Genomic DNA, 23,068 nt, shown 5'->3' with positions numbered 1-23,068 from the left:
AGCAGAGTACACCCCGTCAGGCAATAGCAGCCGCGTATTCTACACCCCTTTCCCCCTACTCCCGCAAGCTTTCATGCCTTACGGGCTTTGCCGGCGACAAAGAGTTACCCGCCTCGATCAGCCATCGGGCCAATCTTGAGCCACACTGAAAGAGCTCGGATGGTCAAGACGTTATAAATCGTCCTCCCTTAGCGACTTTCTCCACCAACGTTGCCACGCCGCTGTAGGAGTAGCTTCAGCTCACGACTGGAGGCGCAAGCCTCCCGGCGGTGTTGCCGGTATTCGCGACAACAACCAACCTTTCAGCCTCCGCCGAGGCGCCTATCGGCGCCAGTCGCGATGGGGACCAGCGCTCCAACAGCGGATTTCTCCACCAACGTTGCCACGCCGCTGTAGGAGGAAGCTTCAGCTCACGACTGGAGGCCGCAGGCCTCCCGGCGGTGTTGCCGACGCCAACGATCACCGCCAACGCGGCGGCCTCCACCAGGCGCCTGCTGAGTCGTAATCAGGAAGAGTTAAAGCCAACCCCTTTCTGCGAAGGAGACCACCTCACCGTCGCCGACGACGAAGTGATCCAGCACCCGGATCTCGAACAGCCCCAGCGCCTCGCGCAGCCGCTGGGTGATGCGGCGGTCGGCATCAGAGGGTTCGGCCACGCCGGAGGGATGGTTATGGGCGAAGATAATGGCACCGGCGCCGAGCTCGAGGGCGCGTCGCGCCACCTCCCGGGGGTAGACCGAAGCGCTGTCGAGGGTACCGCGAAACAGCGACTCGAACTGGATGACCCGGTGCTGGGTGTCGAGGAACAGCGCCGCAAACTCCTCATGCCCCAGGTGGCGCAGCTGTGCGGCCAGATAGGCCCGCACCAGGCTCGGCGAGGTCAAGGCGTCACCGCGGGCCAATTGGCTGGCCAAATGGCGCTTGGAGAGCTCCAGGGTCGCCTGCAACTGGACGAACTTGGCCATGCCCAGGCCCCGCTCGGCGCAGAAGCGCGACTGGTCCGCCTCCAGCAGCTGGCGCAGCCCGCCAAAGGCCGACAGCAGGTCGCGGGCCAGGTCGACGGCCGAACGCCCGGCCACGCCCACCCGCAGGAAGATCGCCAGCAGCTCGGCATCCGACAGCGCCTCGGCGCCCAGCGCCAACAGTTTCTCCCGCGGGCGCTCGCCCTCGGGCCAGTCACGAATCGACATCCCTGTCTTCTCCCCTCATGCATCCTTGATAACAAGGCATTATAGACACAACACAAAAGATTACCCCGGCTGCGTCGAGCCCTTCTCGATGGTATGGTAGACGGTCGTATTTCAGTTCAGGAAGCAGCCATGTCAACGCTTTCGGGCAACAGGCTGGCCGGCCGACGCATCCTGCTCGGCATCAGCGCCGGCATCGCCGCCTACAAGAGCGCTCAGCTCGCCCGCCTGCTCAAGCAGGCGGGCTGCGAGGTGCGCGTGGTCATGACCGAGGGCGCCCAGGCCTTCATCACCCCGTTGACGCTTCAGGCGCTGACGGGGGAGCCGGTACGCACCTCGCTGCTCGACCCCGAGGCAGAGGCCGGCATGGGCCATATCGAGCTCGCTCGCTGGGCGGATGTCGTGCTCATCGCCCCGGGCACCGCCGACCTGATGGCGCGCCTGGCCACGGGCATGGCGGACGACCTGCTCACGACCCTGTGCCTGGCCAGCGAGGCCGACAAGGTCATGGCGCCGGCCATGAACCAGGCCATGTGGCGCCACGCGGCCACCCAGCGCAACGCCGAGCGCCTGCAGCAGGATGGCTGGCGCCTGCTGGGGCCCGACAGCGGTGACCAGGCCTGCGGCGACGTGGGGCCGGGGCGCATGCTGGAGCCCGAAGCCATCGTAGCAGAACTCCTCGCTCAGACCGCCGAGACGCCGCCGCAGGCGCTGCTGGCGCGGGGCCTGCATATCGTGATCACCGCCGGCCCCACCCGCGAGCCGCTGGACCCCGTGCGCTACCTCTCCAACCACAGTTCCGGCAAGATGGGCTATGCCCTGGCCGCTTCCGCCGCTCGACTGGGCGCCCGGGTCACCCTGGTGAGCGGCCCGGTGACCCAGACGACACCCGAGGGGGTCGAGCGTATCGACGTGGAGACGGCGCTGGAGATGCAGGAAGCCTGTCGGGGCCTGGTCGCCGCATGCGATATCTTCATCGGCTGTGCCGCGGTGGCCGACTACCGCGTCGATGCGGTCGCCGAGCACAAGATCAAGAAGCAGGAAGGCGAGGACGGCCTGACGCTGAAGCTGATCAAGAATCCGGATATCATTGCCGATGTCGCCCTCAAGCGAGACCCGGCCAGCCGCCGCCCCTTCGTGGTGGGCTTCGCCGCCGAGACCCGCGACCTGGAGGCCTACGCCCGGGACAAGCTGATGCGCAAGCAGCTGGACATGATCGTCGCCAATGATGTCTCTGCCGAAGGCCTCGGCTTCGGTGCCGATGACAATGCCGTCCTGCTGCTGTGGCGGGATGGCGAAGGCGAAAGCGGCGAACGCCTGCCGCCCCAGGCCAAGACACGACTGGCCGACGCCATCCTGTCGCGGGCCCTGAGCTGCCTGCCCGACGGCCCGACGCACTGAGCGCGACAAACGCAAACCGAATGTAGCCGCACACAACGGAACCACCATGCCCGAGACTCAGCCCACACCGCCCGTCACCCCACCGACCGACAGGCCCAGGCTTGCGGTCAAGCTGCTCGACGAGCGCCTGCACGACTACATGCCCCGCTACGCCACGCTGGGCTCCGCGGGCATGGACCTGCGTGCGCTGCTCGATGCGCCGCTGACCCTCGAACCCGGCCAGTGCGAACTGGTGCGCACCGGTCTCGCCATCCACATCGGCGACCCCAGTCTCGCCGGCATGATCCTGCCCCGCTCCGGGCTGGGTCACAAGCACGGCATCGTACTCGGCAACCTGGTGGGGCTGATCGACTCCGACTACCAGGGCGAGCTGATGATCTCGACCTGGAACCGCGGCACCACTACCTTCGTACTGGAGCCTTTCGAGCGTCTGGCCCAGTATGTACTGGTCCCGGTGGTGCAAGCCGAACTCGAGATCGTCGATGGCTTCGAGGCCAGCCTGCGCGGTGAAGGCGGCTTCGGCAGCTCGGGGCGCCGCTGATAGTCGAAACACCGCGCCGGTCGTCCCATGGAGCGGGCCGCCCGGCAGGGTCCTCGCAACCTGGCACATGAAAACACACCTGTTTGACAAGGAACCGTTATGAGCCCAGTCAAGAACAGCCCCGTACCAGCCTCCATCTTCCGTGCCTATGACATTCGCGGCATCGTCGATGACACCCTCACCGAGGAGACCGTCGAGCTGATCGGTCGTGCCATCGGCTCGGAAGCCGCTGCCCGCAACGAATCCACCGTAGTGGTGGCACGGGACGGACGCCTCTCCGGCCCACGGCTGAGCGAGGCGCTGACCCGTGGCCTGATCGCCGCCGGCCGTGACGTGATCGACATCGGCATGGTGCCCACACCGGTACTCTACTTCGCCACCCACGTGCTGGAAGGCACCGCCTCGGGCGTCATGGTCACCGGCAGCCATAACCCGCCGGACTACAACGGCTTCAAGATCGTGCTGGGCGGCGAGACCCTCTCCGGCGAGGCGATCACCGCGCTCTACCGGCGCATCGCGTCGGGCGACCTCAGCGAGGGCCAGGGCAGCGTGCGTCAGGACGACCTGCGTGATGCCTACCTGGAGCGCATTCTCGGCGACATCACGCTGGAACGGCCGATCAAGGCGGTGGTGGACTGCGGCAACGGCGTGGCCGGCGAGCTGGGTCCGAAGCTGATCGAACGGCTCGGTGCCGATACCATCCCCCTGTTCGCCGAGATCGACGGCACCTTCCCCAACCACCACCCGGACCCGGGCAAGCTCGAGAACCTCCAGGACCTGATTCGCGAGGTGCAGGCAAGCGGTGCCGATATCGGACTGGCCTTCGATGGCGACGGCGACCGGCTCGGCGTGGTGACGCCGACCGGCCAGCTGATCTATCCCGACCACCTGATGATGGCCTTCGCCGAGGACATGCTTTCGCGCAATCCCGGCGCCAAAGTGATCTTCGACGTCAAGTGCACGGGCAACCTGGCTCGGGTCATCGATGACGCCGGCGGCGAACCGGAGATGTGGCGCACCGGCCATTCGCTGATCAAGGCGCGCATGAAGGAGACCGGCGCCCTGCTGGCCGGCGAGATGAGCGGACACATCTTCTTCCAGGAGCGCTGGTACGGCTTCGACGACGGCATCTACGGCGCCGCCCGGCTGCTGGAAATCCTCTCCAAGCAGGACCAGGACGCCGATGCCTTCTTCGCCCGCTATCCCCAGGATATCGGCACGCCGGAGATCAACATCCCGGTGACCGACGAGACCAAGTTCGATCTGGTGGAGCGGCTGGCCCGGGAAGGCGATTTCGGCGATGACGGGGTCAAGACCACCCTGGACGGCATTCGTGTCGACTACGCGGACGGCTGGGGTCTCTGCCGTGCCTCCAATACCACGCCGGTGCTGGTGCTGCGCTTCGAGGGCAAGAGCAACGAGGCGCTGGCCCGCATCCGCGCCCGCTTTGCCGACGCCCTGCAGCAGATCGACCCGGCATTGACCCTGCCGCAGTGAGCGGCAGCGTTTACCGTACCCGAAAGGAATGACCATGACCCAACCGACCCGTGATCCGCGCCTGGTAGTGGAAGTGCTCTCCGAGGCACTTCCCTATATTCAGCGCTTCACCGGCAAGACCGTCGTCGTGAAGTACGGCGGCAATGCCATGACCGAGGACACCCTGATCGACTCCTTCGCCCGCAACATGGTGTTGATGAAGGAGGTCGGGATCAATCCGGTGGTGGTCCACGGTGGCGGCCCGCAGATCGGCGACCTGCTGACCAAGCTGAAGATCGAGTCACGCTTCGTCAATGGCATGCGGGTCACCGACGCCGAGACCATGGACGTGGTGGAAATGGTCCTTGGCGGCCTGGTCAACAAGGGGATCGTCAACCTGATCAACCAGGCCGGCGGCAAGGCGATCGGCCTGACCGGCAAGGATGGCTCACAGATCCGGGCGCGCAAGCTCAAGGTGGAACACCAGACCCCCGAGATGACCGCTCCCGAGATCATCGACATCGGCCATGTGGGCGAGGTCGAGCATATCTCCACCGACCTGATCGAGATGCTCGCCGAACGCGACTTCATCCCGGTGATCGCCCCCATCGGGGTCGACGCCAAGGGCAACAGCTACAATATCAACGCCGACCTGGTGGCCGGCAAGGTCGCCGAGGCGCTGGGCGCCGAGAAGCTGATGCTGCTGACCAACGTCGCCGGACTGATGAATGCCGAAGGCGAAGTGCTGACCGGGCTGACCACCGCCCAGGTGGATGCGCTGATCGCCGACGGCACCATCCACGGCGGCATGCTGCCGAAGATTCGCTGCGCCCTGGATGCGGTCAAGGGGGGCGTGGCGAGCGCCCATATCATCGACGGCCGCGTCCCCCATGCCACCCTGCTGGAGATATTCACCAACGCCGGTGTCGGCACCCTGATCACCGATGCCGAACGCCACGGCAACGACGCCGGCTGAACGCGATGTCCGCGCGGCACCGTGCCGTGGCGGACACACCTTCAGTACCGCAATACAACCAAAAAAAGATACCAACATGACGCAGGCAACTCCCCCACCCAGCCGCCGCGAGCAGATTCTGCAGGCGCTCGCGCTGATGCTGGAGGAAGACAGTGGCAAGCGCATCACCATTGCGGCGCTGGCACGCCAGGTGGGCGTGTCCGAGGCGGCGCTCTACCGCCACTTTCCTAGCAAGGCGCGTATGTTCGAGGGGCTCATCGCCTTTATCGAAGAGACGCTGTTCGAACGCATTACCCGCATTCTCGAGGAAGTCCCCGACGCCGTGCCGCGTTGCGGCCAGATCCTCACCCTGCTGCTCGCCTTCACCGAGAAGAACCCGGGGCTGTCGCGACTGCTCGGCGGCGACGTGCTGACCGGCGAGACCGCCCGGCTGCGCCTGCGCATTCACCAGCTCTTCGAGCGCCTGGAGACCCAGCTCAAGCAGGTGCTGCGAGAAGCCGAGCTGCGCGAAGGCTGTCGTCCCACCCTGCCGGTGTCGGCGACGGCCAACCTGCTGATCGCCCAGGTGGAGGGGCGCATCTCCCAGTATGTCCGCAGCGACTTCCGGCGCCTGCCCACCGAACACTGGGAGGACCAGTGGGCCCTGCTCTCGGCGCAGCTGATGCGCCAGGCACGACAGAGCGCCTGACGCCTCCCCCCACGCAGCCCAGATGCACGAAGCCCAGATGCACGAAGCCCCGGTCAGTGACCGGGGCTTCGATGTCCCTGCGAACGGGAGCGATGCGGCTCAAGCGGCCAGCGTATCACCCAGCTGCTGGCGGATCTTCTTCATGGCGTTCTTCTCGAGCTGGCGAATACGCTCGGCCGAAATGCCGTAGACGTCGGCCAGCTCGTGCAGGGTGGCCTTGTTCTCGGCCAGCCAGCGGCGCTGCAGGATGTCGCGGGAGCGCTCGTCCAGCGCCTCGAGGGCGAACTGAAGCCGGCGGCTGGCATCGTCCTCCCAGTCGCTGTCCTCGAGCAGGGTGGCCGGGTCGGAGCCGGCATCGTCCAGGTAGTGTGCCGGCGACTGGTAGGTGGACTCCTCATCGTCGCTGGGCGAGGCATCGAAGCCGGCGTCGTGGGCCGACAGGCGCCCTTCCATCTCCCGCACCACCTCGGGCTTGACGTCCAGATCCCTGGCGATGGCGTCGACTTCGTCGTTGTTCAGCCAGGCCAGACGCTTCTTGGCGCTGCGCAGGTTGAAGAACAGCTTGCGCTGGGCCTTGGTGGTGGCGATCTTGACGATCCGCCAGTTGCGTAGCACGAACTCGTGGATTTCCGCCTTGATCCAGTGCACCGCAAAGGAAACCAGGCGTACGCCCTGGTTCGGGTCGAAGCGCTTGACCGCCTTCATCAGGCCGACATTGCCTTCCTGGATGAGATCGGCCTGGGGCAGGCCGTAGCCGGAGTAGCTGCGCGCGATATGCACGACGAAACGCAGATGCGACAGCACCAGGCGACGCGCCGCCTCCAGGTCGCCCTCGTCATAGAGGCGGTAGGCGAGCTCGCGCTCCTCGTCGGCGGTCAGCATCGGGATGCTGTTTACCGCCTGGATATACCCATTGAGGTCATGGCCCGGCGATAACTGTCCCACCGGTAGAAGACTGGTGCTCATATGCAGGTTGTCTCCCTCGAAACCCTGGTTCGTACTGTTCGTGACCGCTATGTTTGACGGCCACGACCATAGAATGTTCCGTCTTTGCTGGCTAGCGTGGCAGATTCCGCGGGTGTGTGCCAGCGGGTCGATACACCGGCGCTTCTTCGCTCTTTACCGCGGCCGAACCTCCGCGAGGTGGCGGCTCACGGCGATCCAGGCACCCAGCCAGCCCAGTAGTGTACTGCAGATCAGCAGCGTTGCCGAGCCCGCGACACCCAATTGGGGTAGCTGGAAGGTGGCGCCATAGCTGGACGCCAGGGCGCTGACAGGAGCTGCCAGCCACTCGCTGCCGAGGCCCAGGAGCCCCCAGGCGAGCAGGCCACCTCCCAGGCCGTACCAGGCACCGCTATACAGAAAGGGGCGGCGCACGAAGGCGTGGGTCGCGCCGATCAGCATCACCACCTCGATTTCCCGGCGACGACTCTCCACCGCCAGGCGAATGGTGTTGCCCACCACCAGCAGCACCCCAAGCCCGAACAGCACGCCCAGCGCCAGGGCCACGCGACTGCCGAGTTCGGCCAGGTGGCGCAGCCGCTCCAGCCAGGCCAGGTCGAGGCGCACTTCATCCACCCCGGTCATCTCCTGTAGCGACGCCGCCAATTCGCGAACCGACTCCGGCGCCGGGTCCACCGGTGTCACCACCACGCTTGCCGGCAGCGGGTTGTCGTCGAGTCGACCCAGGGCATCGGTCAGGCCCAGCGCCTGCTGGAACTCGGCCATGCCCTCGGCAGCGGTGATCAAGCGGGTGCGCGCCACCCCCTCGTGGGCACCGATGGCCTCGTCGATACGGCCGGCCTGGGCTTCATCGACCTGATGCGCCAGGTAGACGGTCAGGGTGGCGCTCTCCTCCAGCTCGGCGTCCAGCAGCCGGGCGCTGTCCAGCGCCAGCCACAGTGCCGCCGGCAACACCAGGGCGATGGCGATGGCCAGCATGGTCAGCAGACTGCCCACCGGGTGCTTGAGCAGGCGCCGGGCGCTGTCCAGGCACATGGCGCGGTGGTGGCGCCCCCAGGCACGCAGTCGACTACCGGTACGCGGCCCGCCCTGGCTGCGTGCCCCGCGGGGGGGCTGGCGAGCGGCGCCCCGGCTCATGCGGCCTCCTCGTCGGCCACCAGTCGCCCATCCCGCAGCCGCAGCATGCGATGGCGCAGCCGGGTGATCAGGGCCAGGTCGTGGCTGGCAATCACCACGGTGGTACCAATGCGATTGAAGTCCTCGAACAGGGCCATGATATCGGCGGAGAGCTGGGGATCCAGGTTGCCGGTAGGCTCATCGGCCAGCAGCAGCGATGGCTTGTTCACCACCGCCCGGGCGATGCCCACGCGCTGCTGCTCGCCGCCGGAGAGCTCGATGGGCAGCGCACGCTCGCGATGCAGCAGGCCGACCTTGTCCAGCGCCGCTCGCACCCGGCGCGCGGCCTCGCGGGGCTCGACGCCGCGGATCTCCAGCGGCAGCGCCACGTTGTGAAAGATGGAGCGGTCCAGCAGCAGCTGGTGGTCCTGGAAGACCACGCCGATCTGACGACGGTAGAACGGCACCTGGCTGGCGTGCAGCCGGGCGATATCGTGGCCCGCCACCAGCACCCGACCCCGGGTCGGCCGCTCCAGGCGCATGATCAGCCGCAGCAGCGAGCTCTTGCCCGCACCGGAGTGGCCGGTGAGAAAGACCATCTCGCCTCGATGCACGCGAAAGTCGAGGTTGGCCAGCGCGTCGAAACGCCCGCCGTATCGCTTCCCCACGTGTTCGAAGACGATCATGCGGAGGCAGCGTCGCTATCGTTGTCCTGGTCGAAGAGGGCATCGACGAAGTCCCGGGCCGCAAAGGGCCGCAGGTCGTCCAGGCTCTCGCCCACCCCGATGTAACGGATCGGCGTACCGAGCTGCTTGGCCAGGGCGAAGATGATGCCGCCCTTGGCGGTGCCGTCGAGCTTGGTCAGGGTGATCCCGGTCACCGGCACGGCCTCGTTGAAGGTCGCCGCCTGGGAGAGGGCGTTCTGGCCGGTGCCGGCATCGAGTACCAGCATCACCTCATGGGGCGCCGTGCCGTCCAGCTTGCCCATCACCCGGTGCACCTTCTTGAGCTCCTCCATCAGGTGCCCCTTGTTGTGCAACCGGCCGGCGGTGTCGGCGATCAGCACATCCACCTTGCGCGCCTTGGCGGCGGCGACGGCGTCGAAGATCACCGATGCGCTGTCGGCGCCGGTGTGCTGGGCGATGACGGGTACGCTGTTGCGCTCACCCCATACCTTGAGCTGCTCCACCGCAGCGGCGCGGAAGGTATCGCCGGCCGCCAGCATCACGCTCCTGCCCTCGCGCTGGAAGCGCTGGGTCAGCTTGCCGATGGTGGTGGTCTTGCCCACGCCGTTGACCCCCACCACCAGGATCACGAAGGGGCCTTCACCCTTGGGCGGCAGCGCCAGCGGCTGTGCCACCGCGTCGAGCATCACGGTCAGTTCGTCCTGCAGCGCCCGATACAGCGCCTGGGGATCCTTGAGCTCCTTGCGCGAGACGCGCTCGGTGAGCCGGTCGATGATCTCGGTGGTGGCCTCGATGCCCACATCGGCCATCAACAGCTGGGTCTCCAGGTCCTCGATCAGCTCGTCGTCGATCTGCTTCTTGCCCAGGAAGAGCCCGGCGATACCATCGGTGAGGTTGGCGCGGGTCTTGCCCAGGCCCGAGCGAATACGCGCGAACCAGCCCTTCTTCTCGGAGACCGGCTTTTCCTGCAGCGGCGTGCGGGCCGGCTCAGGCTCGGATGTCGACGGCCCGGCGTCGGGCTCGGGCCCTGGCGGCACAGGTGCCTGTGGCTCGGGCTGGGTTGCGGCGGGCTGGGATTCGGGCGACAACGCTTCCTCGCGCAGCACCTCGTTCTCCTCCTCCTGGCCGAGCGACTCGACCGCCTCGGTCCTCTCACGCGCCTCGACCGCCGCCGGGCCGGCCATGGCGACCTCCTCGGGCCGCTGCGCTTCGGTGATTGCCGGCTCCGAAGGGGCCGGCTCGGGGGAGGTTTCCTCAGCCGCCGGGGCTGGTGTCGCCGTTGCCTCTTCCTCGGCCAGGTGCTCCGAATCCGTTGGCCGCTGCTGCTGCTCTTCCTGCTGCTTCTTGCGCTTGAAAAAACCGAACATGGGGGAATTCAGCCTCACGGGTGAATGATCGCTACATCCTACCACCGCGCACCATGACTGTGGACAAGTCGACGGGTACAATTCGCCCATGACACGCCGCCGCTCGACGTCCCGCCCCCGCCGCTCCACCAGCGATACCCGCCAGGGCAAGGGCGGCGGTCGCCTGCGCCTCATCGGCGGCGAGTTTCGCCGCCGCCTGCTGCCGGTGCTGGACAGCCCCGGCCTGCGCCCGACCCCCGACCGGGTGCGGGAAACGCTGTTCAACTGGCTGGCAACGGCCACGCCAGGTGCACGGGTGCTCGACCTCTTCGCCGGTACCGGAGCGCTGGGTCTGGAAGCCATCTCCCGCGGTGCCAGGGCGTCGCTGTTCGTCGAACGCGACGCCCGAGTGGCCCAGGCGCTTGGCGCAAACCTCGAAACCCTGGGCGCCGCACAGCGCGGCCGGGTGATCACCGCCGATGCGCTCGCTTTTCTGGCTGCTCCCCCCGCCGACGCCACCCCGCCATTCACGCTGGTATTTCTCGACCCACCCTTCCGCCAACAGCTGGCCCAGCCCTGCTGCGAGTGGCTGGAGCGAGGCTGGCTGGCAGAGGAGGCCTACATCTATGTGGAAACCGAGTCGGAGCTCGCTCCCCAGGTGCCGGACAGCTGGCAACTGCACCGGGAGGTACGCGCCGGGGACAGCACCGGGCGGCTTTATCGACGGCTGCCGGCCGACGGCAGTTGACGCTTCATCGTCGCCTTCCGGCAACGCTTGCCGAGCCGAGGCCCTCGGCGTTACGCTGCGCGTCGGAGATCGACGGCGGGCATGGGTCCGCCGCGCAGGACGTCTTTTCAGGAGAACACAGGATGAGCACCGAACTCTTCAATCGGCTCGAACAGAAAGTCGCCAGTGCCGTCGAGGCATTGGAGTTGCTGAAGATGGAAGCCGAGGAACTGCGCGAGGAGAACAGCCAGCTCAAGCAGGAGCGCGAGGAGTGGGAACGCCGACTCACCGCCCTGCTGGGCAAGTTCGATGAGGTGGAAACGAGCAACGGCTGAGCTCGCCTACAACAGTCGGCGCGACATCAGTATCGCATCCTCCCGCCCAGCGCCGGCGTTTGACGACACCTCGCCGGCCCCTGACGGCATGACGACGCCTCCGCTGGCCAGCGGCCCGGCGGCGGTGTCAAGCTCAGGGGTTTCCAGGGCAGGATAGTAGCCACGACGCCTGCCGTCCTCGTCGAACCCCGACCGGCGATAGAGGGCCACGGCGCCTGAATTGCTTGCCCTGACTTCCAGCAGCAACCGCTCACTCTCCCAGCGCAGCGCCTGGTCGATCACTGCCGTGAGCAGGCTCGCCGCCAGGCCGCGCCGACGCAGATGCGGTGCCACCAGCATGGCCTGAAGCTCGGCTTCGAAGGGCAGGCGAGCCACCACGGCGTGCCCGGCGAGCTGCCCCTCCGCCTCGACACCCAGGACGCAGACCGCTTCGTCGGTCAGGAGCGTCTCGAACTGATCGCGTGTCCAGGGGCGGGGCCGGGCCCGCTCCAGCGCCACCAGGCGTTCCAGGTCGGCCACGCCCAGGCGCCTGAGCACTCCCTCAGTCATGGCTCGGGGCCTCGTCACCTGGACCCGAAAGCGACGCCTCCCCGCTGTTGCTGCGCCAGGCCTCACGCCAGGTAACCAGCGATGGCCACAGGGCACGCTTGGCCTCGGCACTGGCCGCCAATTCCTCGAGGCCGGGGCCCTGCCAGCCGGGCAGGGCCAGCAGCTCGCAATGCTCGCTCTCCAGGCTCAGTACCCGATCGAGCGTCTCGTCACTGCCAAAGAGCAGTACCCGCTCCGGGGCCCAGCCATGGCGACCCGCCCCCGCGATGAAGGCCTGCACGCCCTCCCTCGCCTCTTCCAGCGGCGACTCGGCGGGAAGCCCCTCCACCGGGGGCCAGCGAAAGCCCTGAAAGCGAGGGAGGCGTGACGGCGTGATGCCCACGGCGCGCAGCAGGTTGGCAAGCAGCTTCAAATGCATATCAGCCGGCGGCTCGTCCCCCGGCATCAGCAGCAGCCATCGGTCGTCCAGGCACGCCACCTGCAGGGAAAAGCGCAGCGGCTCCTGATTGATCGGGGCTTCACGACGCGGGCCGGCTGCCTCGATGTCCGCCTCCGGGCCGGATCCGGCTTCCCCGGCGCCTCCACCCAGCAACTGCCGGGCCCGCCCGGGCTGCACGGCTCGCATGCTGGGCGGTGGGGAAGACACGCTGGCGGGCTGCTTCGCCGCTGGCGGCTCGGCATCCTCCAGCAATGCATGAAGGCGCTCGGCGGGCGGTGTCGGGGCGGGCGGCGCAGGCGGCGCCCATTCACACGCTTCGGAGGGCCGGGCGTTGGGCAGCCGATAGCGGGCTACCCAGGCCGTCAGGCCCATGGCTTCCAGATACTGCAACCGCTGCGGCTCGGTTGTCACGCGCCGCCGCCACGACAGTCGGGGGAGTCCGGCCGGGCACCGCCGCGAGCCTCCCACTCGGCCGGGGTATAGAGGTGCAGTGCCAGGGCGTGCACCGGGCCGGCCAATTCATCGGACAGTACCGCATAGAGTCGCTGATGACGCTTGACCGGCATCAGCCCCTGGAATTGCGCGGACACCAGCGTGACCTTGAAATGGGTCTCGGAATTGGCCGGCACGGAATGCCGGTGACTCTCGTTCTCCACCGTCAGAAACGTGGGCTCGAGGGCCTGCAGTTTCGCTTCGATATCGGCCTGGACACTCATGTGGGCTCCACGGAGAAGGATGAGGCCTCATTGTACTATCTAGGCGGTGACGGCGTCTGCCGTGAGCTCGCCTGAGCGGCGCCGGCCAGCCGCATCCTGGCAAGGCTGGCGGCCAGCGCCAGGATACAGGCCACACAGCCGATCCACAGCGTGGCCTGCACCGGTGCATTCGCGGCCAGGAAGGCGCCCACCAGCGCCACGCCGAGCGACTGCCCCACGGTTCGCGTGGTGCTCAGCACCCCCGAGGCGGCGGTACTCAACTCCCGCGGAGCACTGGTCATCATCTCGCGGTTGTTGGGCGGCTGGAACAACCCGAAGCCCATGCCGCAAAGCGCCGTTCGCCACAGGCTGTCCACCACGCTGGCATCACTCTTCAGCAGCGCCAGCGAAGCCAGCCCTGCCAGCAATAGCAGCAGGCCCGTGCTGGCCAGGATGCTGGGGTTGACCTTGTCCGCCAGCCGGCCGGCAAAGGGCCCCACCAGCATGATGGCGAGCGGCCAGGGCGTGAACAGCCAGGCGGTCTCCAGCGGAGTGAAGCCCATCTCCTGCTGATAAAGGAACGTCAGCGCCACGAAGGCCAGCCCCTGGCCGACGAAGGCGAGTCCCGAGGCCGACACCGCGAGGCTGAAGCGAGGCTCCTGAAAGAGCCTCGGGGGGAGTAGCGGATGGCTGGCGCGGCGCTGACGACGCAGGAACAGATACCCGGTCGTCAGGCTCAAGGCCAGCCAGCCCAGCCACTGCCAGGCCGGCGCGTTGTGCCCCAGGGCATCCAGGGCCAGGAAGAAGCTGCCCAGCATGATCACGGAGCCCAGCGCTCCCCGACCATCGAAGCCACCACGGCGGCCCGGCTCCCGGGGCAGCGCACGCCACGCCAGCCATAGCGAGCAGAGGCCCAACGGGATATGCAGGGCAAAGAGCCAGGGCCAGTTGGCCACCGACAGCACCAGGCCGCCCAGGGCCGGGCCGGAGGCATAGCCACCGGCCACGATCAGCGCACTCAAGCCGAGCGCGGAGCCCAGCAGCCGGGTGGGGAAGATGGATCGGTAGAGCGAGGGGCCGATGGAGAGTGTCGCGGCGGCACCCAGCCCCTGCAGGGCACGGAACACCAGCAGCAGCTCCAGGCTGCGCGCCAGGGCGGCGCCCAGCGAGGCAACCACGAAGAGCGCCAGGCCCGCCACGTAGAGACGGCGACGGCTGATCATCTCGCTGAAGGAGGCGAACACCAGCAGGAAGGCGGCACAGACGATCTGGTAGAGGTTGGAGACCCAGACGGCACGCGCGGCGGACACCTCCAGGTCGCGGGCAATCGAAGGCAGCGCCAGGTTGATCATGGTGGTGTCCACCACAGCCATCAGCGTGCCGAGAATCAGCGCCAGTACCGCAAGGCGCCGCTCGGGGCCCGGCAGCCCATCGTCGCCAGGCCGGGTCTCGAAGAGTCGGCTCATCCTGTTTCCATCACTGCGGGGTCCGTAACGAGAAAACCGGCCTTAGCCGGTTCTCCTTGTCTTGCTGTAGCGCTTTCCCTAGTCCTGGTCTGTTTCCAGTAACAGCGAATCGTCCACCTCGGAGATCTCCAGCGCCGCTTCATTATCCAGGTCGATGGCCAGATAGCTGTGCTCGATCTGCAGAAAACGCTGGAACAGGGCCCAGTCCACGGCCTCGGGCCACTGCCGCTCGTCCTCTTCCCAGGCGCGCAGCTCGGTCTCGAGGATCTCCAGGTAGCGCTCACGGACGAAGCCTTCGAGTGCCTCCGGCGTGTCCATCTCGGGAATGAGGTAGACGGTGCTTTCGCGTTCGACGTCGGCCAGGGTGAGGTCGTCGTCCCCCACCGTGGGTTCCAGCGCATTGATCCATTCCACGAAATGCCGGGTCGGCCTGACGCTCAGGGCGGAGCGGTTGAGCAGTTTCATCACGGTCTCCTCGACGTCGAAACGGTGATCATTATGGGTGCTACTGCCGCTGCTTACCAATACTTCCGCTTTAGGGGCACAGCAGGCTCGGGGCTGATCCGAGAGAAGGGGCAGCGCGACGGGGGACATACCTTCGAGGAGGCGCACCGAGCCCATCCCTGGGAGCTACCGGCGCCATCCCTGGCGCCGGACCTCCTCTCCGGTATTCCCCCGTCGCCTCAGCGATCATCCCGGCCGAAGCGCAGCCCCTTCAATCCACCTCGGGGCGCATGGCCGGGAATAGCAGCACATCCCGGATCGAGGCGCTGTCGGTGAACAGCATGACGAGCCGGTCGATGCCGATGCCCTCGCCGGCGGTGGGCGGCATGCCGTACTCCAGCGCACGCACGTAGTCGGCGTCGTAGTACATCGCCTCCACGTCGCCGGCCTCCTTCTCGGCCACCTGCTCGCGGAAGCGCTCGGCCTGGTCCTCGGCATCGTTGAGCTCCGAGAAGCCGTTGGCGATCTCGCGCCCGCCAACAAAGAACTCGAAGCGCTCGGTGACGAAGGGGTTGCTGTCCTTGCGCCGCGCCAGCGGGCTCACCTCGGTGGGGTATTCGGTGATGAAGGTCGGCTGCTTCAGGCGGTGCTCGACGGTCTTCTCGAAGATCTCGATCTGGATCTTGCCGAGCCCCCAGCCATCCTTGACGTCGATGTCCAGCCGCTCGGCGATCTGGCGCGCGGCGGACTCGTCGGCCAGCGCCTCGGCGTGGATGTCAGGATTGTATTCGAGGATGGCGTCGAACACGGTGATACGCTTCAGCGGGCTGCCGAAATCGTACTCGAAGGTCTCGAGCACATCGCCCTCGCTGTTGCGTACGGTGTTGGCCACCGTGGTGGTGCCCAGCACCTGCCGGGCCACGCTGCGCAGCATTTCCTCGGTGAGGTCCATCAGGTCGTTGTGGTTCGCATGGGCCTGGTAGAACTCGATCATGGTGAACTCGGGGTTGTGCCGCGTGGAGAGCCCCTCGTTACGGAAGTTGCGATTGATCTCGAAGACCCGTTCGAAGCCCCCCACCACCAGGCGCTTGAGGTAGAGCTCCGGCGCGATGCGCAGGTACATGTCGATGTCCAGCGCATTGTGGTGGGTAATGAAGGGGCGTGCGGTGGCGCCGCCGGGAATCGGCTGCAGCATGGGGGTTTCCACTTCCATGAAGCCGCGCTCCTCGAAGAAGCGGCGCATGGCGCTGATCACCCCGGCCCGGGTCTCGAACACCTTGCGCGAGTCGGGGTTCATGATCAGGTCGACGTAGCGCTGGCGGTAGCGCGCTTCCATGTCGGTCAGGCCGTGGAACTTGTCGGGCAGCGGACGCAGGCTCTTGGTCAGCAGCCTGGCCTCTTCCATCATCACGTAGAGATCGCCCTTGCCGGACTTGTGCACCGGACCACGGCCGGCCACGATATCGCCGATGTCCCAGCCCTTGATGTCCTCCAGCGTCTCTTCCGGCAGCCCCTTCTTGTCGATATAGAGCTGGATCTGCCCCGTGGCGTCCTGGATGACCAGGAAGGGGCCCCGCTTGCGCATGATGCGCCCGGCCACGGCGGCCTCGCGCCCCAGCGCCTCCAGCGCGTCCTTCTCCTTGTCGCCGAGCTCCGCGATCAGCTCGGCGGCCTGGCTGTCACGGCGAAAGTCGTTGGGAAAGGCACTCTCGCCGCGGGCATCGGCCAGCTTGCGGCGATCGGCCAGCTTGGCGCGACGCTCGGCGATCAGGCGGTTCTCGTCGTGCTGCGGGCTATCCGGTGAAGAGCTCTCGTTGGCCATATCACTACCTGTTGGCAATATCGTGTGCGGTATCAAAGGCGCGCCTGCCGCGCGAGCAAAGCCGAGACAAGGCGCCCCTCTACGAGAGTGCGTCGCTGACTGTCGTCAATGCGCCTCTCTAGCGAAGGGGCAACCTCGTATCATCGAGCGAAGCGGACTCGGGCTACAGACCCTGTTTCAGGCTGGCGACGATAAACTGGTCCAGGTCGCCATCCAGCACCTTGTCACAGTTGCTGGTCTGCACGCCGGTGCGCAGATCCTTGATGCGCTGGTCGTCGAGGACATAGGAGCGGATCTGGCTGCCCCAGCCGATATCGGCCTTGGAGTCCTCGGCTTCCTGCTTGGCGGCGTTGCGCTTCTGCATCTCATGTTCCCACAGCCTCGCCTTGAGCTGCTTCATGGCGAAGTCGCGGTTGGCGTGCTGGCTGCGCTGGCTCTGGCAGGCCACCACGATGCCGGTAGGCTCGTGGGTGATGCGCACGGCCGAGTCGGTGGTGTTGACGTGCTGGCCGCCCGCGCCGCTGGAGCGATAGGTGTCGGTGCGCAGGTCCGCCGGGTTGATCTCGACCTCGAAGCTGTCGTCCACTTCCGGCGACAGGAACACCGAGGCGAAGGAGGTGTGGCGACGGCCGCCGGAGTCGAAGGGACTCTTGCGCACCAGGCGGTGCACGCCGGTCTCGGTACGCAGCCAGCCGAAGGCGTAGTCGCCCTGCACATGCACGGTAGCCGACTTGATGCCCGCCACTTCGCCGGCGGAGACCTCGGTGATCTCGGCCTTGAAGCCGTGATGCTCGGCCCAGCGCAGGTACATGCGCAGCAGCATGTTGGCCCAATCCTGGGCCTCGGTGCCGCCGGAACCGGCCTGGATATCCAGGTAGGCGTTGTTCTCGTCCATCTCGCCGGAGAACATGCGCCGGAACTCGAGCTTCTCGAGGCTGGCGTTGAGGCCATCCAGCTCCTTCTCGACCTCGGCGACGGTGTCCTCGTCCTCTTCCATCTCGGCCAGTTCGAGCAGGTCGCGGCTATCCGCCAGCCCCTGGTCGAGTTCGTCGATGGTCTGGACGATCTGCTCCAGCGATGCCCGCTCGCGGCCAAGCTTCTGGGCGTAGTCGGGATCGTTCCAGACGTCGGGGTCTTCCAGCTCGCGGGAGACTTCCTCTAGCCGATCCTTGCGTTCGGCATAGTCAAAGATACCCCCTCAGGACGTCTGTCCGCTCGGACAGGTCCTTGATGAGGTTGTGGATGGGGTTGGTTTCCAGCATGGGCTCGCTCGCCTGAATCGCATGGGAAAAACGGCCGCCGAAGATCCGGTATCGAACCAGAACCACGGCGGCGCGGAAAAGGCAGCTATTGTAGCGAATTCGCCAATGGGACGCATCCACTGCACGGCCACAATGCAAGCGACCCGGCCGAAGCCGGGTCGCGAGCCATACGCCGCTGCTTCCGCTTAGAAGCGGTAGGTCAGCTGAGCGCCGAAGCCATGGGCTTCGTTCTTGTAGTCGGCGGAGTAGTTCGCACCGCCAACAGGAACGCCGCCTGTTGCTTCACTGGCCAAGAGATCACTACGCTCCTGGCTGACGCTGGTGCCCCGCTCGGTCAGGTAGGAGTAAGCGAAATCAAGGGTCAGGTCCTCAGTGGGGCTCCAGCCGGCACCGACAGAGAAGATGCGACGATCATCCGAGGGAATCCGCACGCTGCGACGCTCATCGTTGGTCGGTGTAAAGTCCAGCGTGATACCAGCACGCAGCGCCAACTGAGGATTGAGCTGATACTCACCGCCCAGCGAATAAGCCCAAGCATTGGAGTAATCCTGGCTTTCCTGGGTAATGGTGTCGCCCTGACTACCCGTCACCAGAATCTGGTCGAAGCGGCTCCAGCGTACCCAGGAAGCACCCGCCATCAGCTTGAGGCGATCGCTCATCTGTTGAGTGATGGAAAAGTTGACGGTTTCCGGGGTGCTCAGATCCAGGTTGGCATCATCGGCACGTACCACATTGCCGGCCGGATCATATGCGCGGAAGTCACCGGTCAGGGTGTAGTCCACCTTGGAGCGGTAGGTCAGTCCTAAGGTCGTCTCGGGAACCGGTTGATAGATAACGCCTACGTTGTAGCCCCAGCCGTCGTCGTCCCCTTCTACCCGCGAGTCGATATCACCTGCAGCATTGAACCCAGCCTCACTTGGCAGTTGACGACGCAGCTCACCCTCAACTCGGTTGTAGGTAACACCCGCGCCAACTGACCATTGATCATTGAAGCGATAGGAGACCGTGGGCTGGGCACTGATGACGGTCAGCTCAGTATAGTTACCAAAGTAGCGACCCTGGAAATCGTTCTCGTAGTCGGTCTTGGATCCGAAGGGCGCGTAGACACCGAAGCCGAAGGCGAGGCGCTCATTGACCGGGTGCGCATAGAAACCAAAAGGAATCAGCGTGCCGGGCACCATATCACCTTCGTTACCACCGGGAATATCACCGACGGGCACCTGCACTCCCATGGGGGCTCCGCCCTGAGCGACTCCGGCATCCAGGAATCGTTGGGCCTGCACGTTCTTGATATCGGTATTGACGTTCAGGTAGGTCCCGCCCGCTGTCACCTGCGCCCGGTCGAGGAAGGACATGCCCGCCGGGTTGCCGAAAACGATGGTGGCGTCGTTGACGTTGGAACTACGCCCGGCATGACCATAACCCTGGCCGCTGACGCTCTGCTCGTTGATCTGGTAACCGCCGGCGTTGGCCTGGCTGGCGAAAGCAGCAGCGGCAACCGCCACGGCCCAGGTAAGCTTGTTGAACTTGTTCTGCATGTCTCGATGTCCTCTTCCAGATGCGAGCTGGAGCTGGTTATTTGTTCCGCCCTCACCGGAGCGGTGCCTTGCCCAACCAGTTTTCGCCAAACATTCGTTCGGATCAAGGCCAAACGTTCGTTTTAATCCCATTTTCTCTCATACTTTAGACTAAGATCCTGCTTAATCCATGAACTTTCATCGCTCTAGCCAATACAGCTAGTCGTTCCGAGATGTCATTAGATGAACCCCTCTTCGCCAGCACCAAGGACAATCAGCCACTCGAACGCACAGCCGGGTCAGCGACGGCGGTGAATGCCAAGCCACCGGGTGCTAGGCTGAAAGGAACACGGCAAGAGAGGAAGAAGAGCATGCCCCGACTCGACGGCGTCCTGGAAACCGCGCTCTACGTGGAGAACATGGACAGGGCACGCGCCTTCTTCGAGGGCGTGATGGGGCTCGAACCGTTCAACGCCGACCATCGCTTCACCGCCTACGATGCCGGTGCCGGCTCGGTGCTGCTGCTGTTCGGCCAGGGTGAAACCCTGGAAACGGTGGTGCTACCGAAGAACATGGGCACCATACCGCCCCATGATGGCAAGGGGCGGCTCCACCTGGCCTTCGCCATCTCAGCCGAGGCGCTGCCCAAGTGGGAGGCCCAGCTCGACGACCATGGCGTGATCATCGAAGGCCGCACCCACTGGCCCCGCGGTGGCGAAAGCATTTACTTCCGCGACCCCGATGGGCATCTGATCGAGCTGGCGACGCCAGGCGTCTGGCCTAATTATTAGGAAACGCCCATATAGCGGCCGGGCTTATGGTTCAGGGCAATAATCAAATTGAGCGCCACGGCCCCAAGCACCGAGAGCCCGACCCTGTCGGCCGGCAGTACCAGCAGGGCGCCCAGCATGATCAGCCCGTCGATGCCGAGCTGCACATAGCCGGCGCGCAGGCCGTAGCGGGCCTGTAGATAGAGCGCCAGGATATTGATGCCCCCCAGGCTGGTGCGGTGTCGAAACAGCACCAGCATCCCGATACCGATCAGGCTTCCCCCCATCAAGGTGGCATAGAGCGGGTTGAGGCTCTCGATGGTTATCCACTTACCGGTCAGCTCGGAGAAGAGCGAGACCAGGCCGATGGCGACGAAGGTGCGCAGGGTGAACGACCAGCCCATGCGTTTCACGGCCAGGTAGTAGAACGGCAGGTTGATCAGGAAGAACCACACCCCGAAGCGCCAGCCGGTGGCGTACTGCAGCAGGAAGGCCATGCCGGCGGTGCTGCCGGTAAGCAGCAGCGCCTGGGTATAGAAGGCCACCCCCAGCGCCACGAACAGCGTGCCCACCAGCATCGCCATGACATCCTCGTAGGGACGATGTGGGTCGGTCGATAGATCTTGTGGATCCATGCAGCATTCCTTGTGTGACGTCGAGTTCCACGAGCCCGCTCGGTGGGCAAGCCATGCGGAAGGGAGTTTACCGGACGGGCCGGGCAAGCACGTTGATCCAGCTCGCCTTCAGGTACTGCTGGGCGCCTCGGCATGCTCGACCATCAGCTGCAGCGACTCTCGCCCCTTCCAGCGGTTGCGACTGAGCCGATAGGCGCAGCGCAGCCAATCCCCCAGGCCAAAGGCCGGCAGCTCACCGGGGGTCAGGGCGCGAAACCAGATCGCCCGCAGGCTCACGGCTCCCGCCGAGAGCGTCATCATCAGGTGGCTGCCGTCGGCACCCACTGGCCTGAGCGCCTCCACCAGGAAATCGCCCTCGAACAGGGGGGCATCGAATTCCCGCCCGTAGGGCCCCAGCCGCTCCAGCTCGTCCAGCGTCGACAGGTCGAACTGGGCCGGCATCAGCTCGCCGTCGGTGAGCACGTGAGGAAAGAGCTCGATCCCGCCCAACTGTTCACCCACCGCCTGCAGGAAAGCCGTGCGAAAGGCATCGAACTGGTCGACCGGCACGCCGACCCCCGCCGCGCCACGATGCCCGCCGAATCGTGGCAGCGCCTCGGGGGCCAGCTCGAAGGTACGCTGCAGGGCGTCACGCAGGTGCAGCGCCTCGATGGAGCGTCCCGAACCGGTGAGCATGCCCGGCGCTGCCGCCGGGGTCATCACCAGGGCGGGCCGGCCATAGGCCTGTACCAGCCGCGAAGCGACAATACCCTGCACCCCGGGGTGGCCGCCTTCCAGAAACACCACGATGGCCGGCTGGTCGGAGGAGAGCTGCGGTACCGCCAGCAGACGCGCCTGCTCGGTCATGTCGGCCTCGATGGCCTTGCGCGACTGGTTGTCCTGATCCAGCGTATCCAGATGGCGTGTTGCCGTGCCGTCATCGGCGGCAAGCATGAAGTGCAGTGCCGCGTAGGGATCATCGAGGCGCGAGCGAGCATTGATTCGCGGCCCCATCTGGAAGGCCAGGGTCTCGGCGGTGAAGGGTGTGCTGTCCTCCCCCAGCCTGGCCGCCATGGCGCGCCAGCAGGCCGCCTCCATGCGGTTGATCAGCGTCAGCCCATGGCTGACCACCGCGCGATTGGCGGGGCTCGCCCCCAGGGAGACACAGTCCGCCACGGTACCCAGTGCCACGTAGGAGAGCCAGGGCGAGAGCTTGGGCGTGGCGGTGGGCAGCGCACCCCACTCGATCAGCACCTGGCGCGCCAGGGACATGACCAGCCAGGCCACCATGCAGCCGGCGATGGTGGCGTCGGGATAGTCGCAGTCGTCTCGCGTCGGGTTGACGACGGCATGGGCCGAAGCCGGTGGCCCCTCCACCGGCAGGGCGTGATGGTCGCTGACCACCACGTCGATGCCGGCCGCCTTGAGCCGGGCGATGCGCGGCTCGTCGGAGCTGCCACAGTCGGCGGTAATGACCAGGCTTGGCCGCGGTTTCAGCGACAGCGTGCGCTCCACCAGCGGCAGGCTGATACCGTAGCCGTCGTGAATACGGTGGCCGATCAGGCTGTGCAGGCGGGCCTCGGGCACGCCGAACAGCTCGACCAGGGTACGCCGAATGACAACATGGGAAGTGATGCCATCGACGTCGTAGTCGGTGAGGATGCCGATATGCTCGCCTTCAACCACGGCCTGGGCGATTCGCTCCGCGGCACGGCGACCGTCGGCGAGGCGCTCCGGGTGCTCGAGATAGCGCAGGCTGGGCTGGGTCAGGGGCGCCAGCTCACCCTCGTAGCCGGCCAGGCGACCGGCCAGCACGCGGGCCTGCAGTTCGGTCAGGCCTTCGGCCTGGGCGCGGGCATACAGCGCCTGGTTGCGCGGCCGAGGCAGCAGCCGTGGCCTGAGTCGGGCGTGCAGGTCGGGGGGCGCAATCACGTCCAAGCGTGGCTCCTGTGGTTCGGTATGAGACAGAAAACGAGACGAGGCCAAGTGATCAAACACCTGCCCGGTAGGCTACGGGCGCAGACAGATGCGAGGGGCGCCGGGGACAA

General features: G+C 66.1%; 23 protein-coding genes. 8 read left to right on the top strand and 15 right to left on the bottom strand.

What is annotated here, in order from left to right; all coding sequences use genetic code 11:
* Positions 1-515: 515 nt before the first annotated feature.
* Positions 516-1,190 carry a RadC family protein gene (gene radC, locus LY622_RS11750; RefSeq protein ID WP_234279515.1) on the bottom strand — a complete coding sequence of 225 codons (675 nt, stop codon included), beginning with the start codon at positions 1,188-1,190 and terminating at the stop codon, positions 516-518.
* A 129-nt stretch (positions 1,191-1,319) separates the two neighbouring features.
* On the opposite strand from radC, the gene coaBC reads away from it, so the two are divergent.
* The 5 genes from coaBC (at position 1,320) to slmA (ending at position 6,269) form a co-directional block, all read left to right on the top strand.
* Entirely contained in the window at positions 1,320-2,588 is a 1,269-nt protein-coding gene (gene coaBC / locus LY622_RS11745; protein WP_234291070.1) for a bifunctional phosphopantothenoylcysteine decarboxylase/phosphopantothenate--cysteine ligase CoaBC, read from the top strand.
* 46 nt (positions 2,589-2,634) lie between these two features.
* Positions 2,635-3,129, top strand: a complete 495-nt coding sequence (gene dut, locus LY622_RS11740; RefSeq protein WP_234291069.1) for a dUTP diphosphatase — start codon at positions 2,635-2,637, stop codon at positions 3,127-3,129.
* A gap of 99 nt (positions 3,130-3,228) precedes the next feature.
* Positions 3,229-4,626: a phosphomannomutase/phosphoglucomutase gene (locus LY622_RS11735; RefSeq protein ID WP_234291068.1), complete on the top strand. Its 1,398-nt coding sequence runs from the start codon at positions 3,229-3,231 to the stop codon at positions 4,624-4,626.
* A gap of 34 nt (positions 4,627-4,660) precedes the next feature.
* On the top strand, positions 4,661-5,581 hold the full coding sequence (gene argB / locus LY622_RS11730) for an acetylglutamate kinase (protein WP_234279519.1): 921 nt from the start codon (positions 4,661-4,663) through the stop codon (positions 5,579-5,581).
* Between the two features lie 76 nt (positions 5,582-5,657).
* Positions 5,658-6,269: a nucleoid occlusion factor SlmA gene (gene slmA / locus LY622_RS11725; RefSeq protein WP_234291067.1), complete on the top strand. Its 612-nt coding sequence runs from the start codon at positions 5,658-5,660 to the stop codon at positions 6,267-6,269.
* A 99-nt stretch (positions 6,270-6,368) separates the two neighbouring features.
* Here slmA and rpoH read toward each other — a convergent pair whose 3' ends face one another.
* From rpoH to ftsY, 4 genes are all read right to left on the bottom strand, one after another.
* Positions 6,369-7,235, bottom strand: coding sequence for an RNA polymerase sigma factor RpoH (gene rpoH / locus LY622_RS11720; protein ID WP_234291066.1), 867 nt, complete (start codon positions 7,233-7,235; stop codon positions 6,369-6,371).
* A 153-nt stretch (positions 7,236-7,388) separates the two neighbouring features.
* Positions 7,389-8,369 (bottom strand): permease-like cell division protein FtsX, encoded by a 981-nt coding sequence (ftsX, locus tag LY622_RS11715; protein WP_234291065.1) that lies wholly within the window; start codon positions 8,367-8,369, stop codon positions 7,389-7,391.
* The gene (gene ftsE / locus LY622_RS11710; protein WP_066451071.1) at positions 8,366-9,034 is read right to left on the bottom strand and encodes a cell division ATP-binding protein FtsE; all 669 of its coding nucleotides are present in this window, start codon (positions 9,032-9,034) and stop codon (positions 8,366-8,368) included. Before ftsE ends, ftsX begins: the two co-directional genes overlap by 4 nt.
* Positions 9,031-10,401: a signal recognition particle-docking protein FtsY gene (gene ftsY, locus LY622_RS11705; RefSeq protein WP_234291064.1), complete on the bottom strand. Its 1,371-nt coding sequence runs from the start codon at positions 10,399-10,401 to the stop codon at positions 9,031-9,033. Before ftsY ends, ftsE begins: the two co-directional genes overlap by 4 nt.
* Before the next feature lie 88 nt (positions 10,402-10,489).
* Here ftsY and rsmD point away from each other — a divergent pair, with 88 nt between their 5' ends.
* Together rsmD and LY622_RS11695 are read left to right on the top strand one after the other, a co-directional pair.
* Positions 10,490-11,128: a 16S rRNA (guanine(966)-N(2))-methyltransferase RsmD gene (rsmD, locus tag LY622_RS11700; RefSeq protein ID WP_234291063.1), complete on the top strand. Its 639-nt coding sequence runs from the start codon at positions 10,490-10,492 to the stop codon at positions 11,126-11,128.
* A gap of 122 nt (positions 11,129-11,250) precedes the next feature.
* Positions 11,251-11,442: a cell division protein ZapB gene (locus LY622_RS11695; protein WP_114479078.1), complete on the top strand. Its 192-nt coding sequence runs from the start codon at positions 11,251-11,253 to the stop codon at positions 11,440-11,442.
* 6 nt (positions 11,443-11,448) lie between these two features.
* On the opposite strand, the gene rimI is transcribed toward LY622_RS11695, so the two are convergent.
* From rimI to LY622_RS11655, 8 genes are all read right to left on the bottom strand, one after another.
* Positions 11,449-11,991, bottom strand: a complete 543-nt coding sequence (rimI, locus tag LY622_RS11690; RefSeq protein WP_234291062.1) for a ribosomal protein S18-alanine N-acetyltransferase — start codon at positions 11,989-11,991, stop codon at positions 11,449-11,451.
* Positions 11,984-12,841 carry a hypothetical protein gene (locus LY622_RS11685; protein ID WP_234291061.1) on the bottom strand — a complete coding sequence of 286 codons (858 nt, stop codon included), beginning with the start codon at positions 12,839-12,841 and terminating at the stop codon, positions 11,984-11,986. The genes rimI and LY622_RS11685 overlap by 8 nt, the downstream gene beginning before the upstream one ends.
* Positions 12,838-13,146, bottom strand: a complete 309-nt coding sequence (locus tag LY622_RS11680; RefSeq protein ID WP_234291060.1) for a BolA family protein — start codon at positions 13,144-13,146, stop codon at positions 12,838-12,840. Before LY622_RS11680 ends, LY622_RS11685 begins: the two co-directional genes overlap by 4 nt.
* Before the next feature lie 35 nt (positions 13,147-13,181).
* Complete coding sequence (locus LY622_RS11675; RefSeq protein WP_234291059.1) at positions 13,182-14,591, bottom strand: MFS transporter; 1,410 nt, start codon at positions 14,589-14,591, stop codon at positions 13,182-13,184.
* 78 nt (positions 14,592-14,669) lie between these two features.
* Positions 14,670-15,056 carry a hypothetical protein gene (locus LY622_RS11670; protein ID WP_114479074.1) on the bottom strand — a complete coding sequence of 129 codons (387 nt, stop codon included), beginning with the start codon at positions 15,054-15,056 and terminating at the stop codon, positions 14,670-14,672.
* Positions 15,057-15,306: 250 nt separating this feature from the next.
* A complete protein-coding gene (gene lysS / locus LY622_RS11665) occupies positions 15,307-16,857 on the bottom strand; it encodes a lysine--tRNA ligase (protein ID WP_234291058.1) in 1,551 nt (516 codons plus the stop codon).
* 163 nt (positions 16,858-17,020) lie between these two features.
* Positions 17,021-18,116, bottom strand: a protein-coding gene (gene prfB / locus LY622_RS11660; protein WP_234279582.1) for a peptide chain release factor 2 whose coding sequence is annotated in 2 segments (ribosomal slippage) — positions 17,021-18,043 and positions 18,045-18,116 — 1,095 coding nt in all. Because the reading frame shifts where the segments join, the coding sequence is not laid out codon by codon here.
* A 188-nt stretch (positions 18,117-18,304) separates the two neighbouring features.
* Positions 18,305-19,657: an OmpP1/FadL family transporter gene (locus tag LY622_RS11655; RefSeq protein WP_234291057.1), complete on the bottom strand. Its 1,353-nt coding sequence runs from the start codon at positions 19,655-19,657 to the stop codon at positions 18,305-18,307.
* 350 nt (positions 19,658-20,007) lie between these two features.
* Between LY622_RS11655 and LY622_RS11650 the strand changes: the two genes are divergently transcribed.
* Positions 20,008-20,427 carry a VOC family protein gene (locus LY622_RS11650; protein ID WP_234279532.1) on the top strand — a complete coding sequence of 140 codons (420 nt, stop codon included), beginning with the start codon at positions 20,008-20,010 and terminating at the stop codon, positions 20,425-20,427.
* On the opposite strand, the gene LY622_RS11645 is transcribed toward LY622_RS11650, so the two are convergent.
* Together LY622_RS11645 and LY622_RS11640 are read right to left on the bottom strand one after the other, a co-directional pair.
* On the bottom strand, positions 20,424-21,041 hold the full coding sequence (locus LY622_RS11645; protein ID WP_234291056.1) for a YitT family protein: 618 nt from the start codon (positions 21,039-21,041) through the stop codon (positions 20,424-20,426). The genes LY622_RS11650 and LY622_RS11645 overlap by 4 nt on opposite strands.
* A gap of 108 nt (positions 21,042-21,149) precedes the next feature.
* Positions 21,150-22,958 carry a single-stranded-DNA-specific exonuclease RecJ gene (locus LY622_RS11640; protein ID WP_234291055.1) on the bottom strand — a complete coding sequence of 603 codons (1,809 nt, stop codon included), beginning with the start codon at positions 22,956-22,958 and terminating at the stop codon, positions 21,150-21,152.
* Positions 22,959-23,068 lie beyond the last annotated feature (110 nt).

The sequence above is a fragment of the Halomonas alkalisoli genome (assembly GCF_021412585.1).
GTDB lineage: Bacteria > Pseudomonadota > Gammaproteobacteria > Pseudomonadales > Halomonadaceae > Halomonas > Halomonas alkalisoli.
This window is presented reverse-complemented; position numbering and strand designations above follow the sequence as displayed.

Excerpts from the sequence above, each read along its gene's own strand:
- LY622_RS11645 (WP_234291056.1), bottom strand. The coding sequence starts at position 21,041 with ATGGATCCACAAGATCTATCGACCGACCCACATCGTCCCTACGAGGAT.
- LY622_RS11675 (WP_234291059.1), bottom strand. The coding sequence starts at position 14,591 with ATGAGCCGACTCTTCGAGACCCGGCCTGGCGACGATGGGCTGCCGGGC.
- dut (WP_234291069.1), top strand. The coding sequence starts at position 2,635 with ATGCCCGAGACTCAGCCCACACCGCCCGTCACCCCACCGACCGACAGG.
- slmA (WP_234291067.1), top strand. The coding sequence starts at position 5,658 with ATGACGCAGGCAACTCCCCCACCCAGCCGCCGCGAGCAGATTCTGCAG.
- radC (WP_234279515.1), bottom strand. The coding sequence starts at position 1,190 with ATGTCGATTCGTGACTGGCCCGAGGGCGAGCGCCCGCGGGAGAAACTG.
- LY622_RS11735 (WP_234291068.1), top strand. The coding sequence starts at position 3,229 with ATGAGCCCAGTCAAGAACAGCCCCGTACCAGCCTCCATCTTCCGTGCC.
- rimI (WP_234291062.1), bottom strand. The coding sequence starts at position 11,991 with ATGACTGAGGGAGTGCTCAGGCGCCTGGGCGTGGCCGACCTGGAACGC.
- ftsE (WP_066451071.1), bottom strand. The coding sequence starts at position 9,034 with ATGATCGTCTTCGAACACGTGGGGAAGCGATACGGCGGGCGTTTCGAC.
- LY622_RS11655 (WP_234291057.1), bottom strand. The coding sequence starts at position 19,657 with ATGCAGAACAAGTTCAACAAGCTTACCTGGGCCGTGGCGGTTGCCGCT.
- rpoH (WP_234291066.1), bottom strand. The coding sequence starts at position 7,235 with ATGAGCACCAGTCTTCTACCGGTGGGACAGTTATCGCCGGGCCATGAC.
- ftsX (WP_234291065.1), bottom strand. The coding sequence starts at position 8,369 with ATGAGCCGGGGCGCCGCTCGCCAGCCCCCCCGCGGGGCACGCAGCCAG.
- coaBC (WP_234291070.1), top strand. The coding sequence starts at position 1,320 with ATGTCAACGCTTTCGGGCAACAGGCTGGCCGGCCGACGCATCCTGCTC.
- LY622_RS11650 (WP_234279532.1), top strand. The coding sequence starts at position 20,008 with ATGCCCCGACTCGACGGCGTCCTGGAAACCGCGCTCTACGTGGAGAAC.
- argB (WP_234279519.1), top strand. The coding sequence starts at position 4,661 with ATGACCCAACCGACCCGTGATCCGCGCCTGGTAGTGGAAGTGCTCTCC.
- LY622_RS11680 (WP_234291060.1), bottom strand. The coding sequence starts at position 13,146 with ATGAGTGTCCAGGCCGATATCGAAGCGAAACTGCAGGCCCTCGAGCCC.
- lysS (WP_234291058.1), bottom strand. The coding sequence starts at position 16,857 with ATGGCCAACGAGAGCTCTTCACCGGATAGCCCGCAGCACGACGAGAAC.
- LY622_RS11695 (WP_114479078.1), top strand. The coding sequence starts at position 11,251 with ATGAGCACCGAACTCTTCAATCGGCTCGAACAGAAAGTCGCCAGTGCC.
- ftsY (WP_234291064.1), bottom strand. The coding sequence starts at position 10,401 with ATGTTCGGTTTTTTCAAGCGCAAGAAGCAGCAGGAAGAGCAGCAGCAG.
- rsmD (WP_234291063.1), top strand. The coding sequence starts at position 10,490 with ATGACACGCCGCCGCTCGACGTCCCGCCCCCGCCGCTCCACCAGCGAT.
- LY622_RS11670 (WP_114479074.1), bottom strand. The coding sequence starts at position 15,056 with ATGAAACTGCTCAACCGCTCCGCCCTGAGCGTCAGGCCGACCCGGCAT.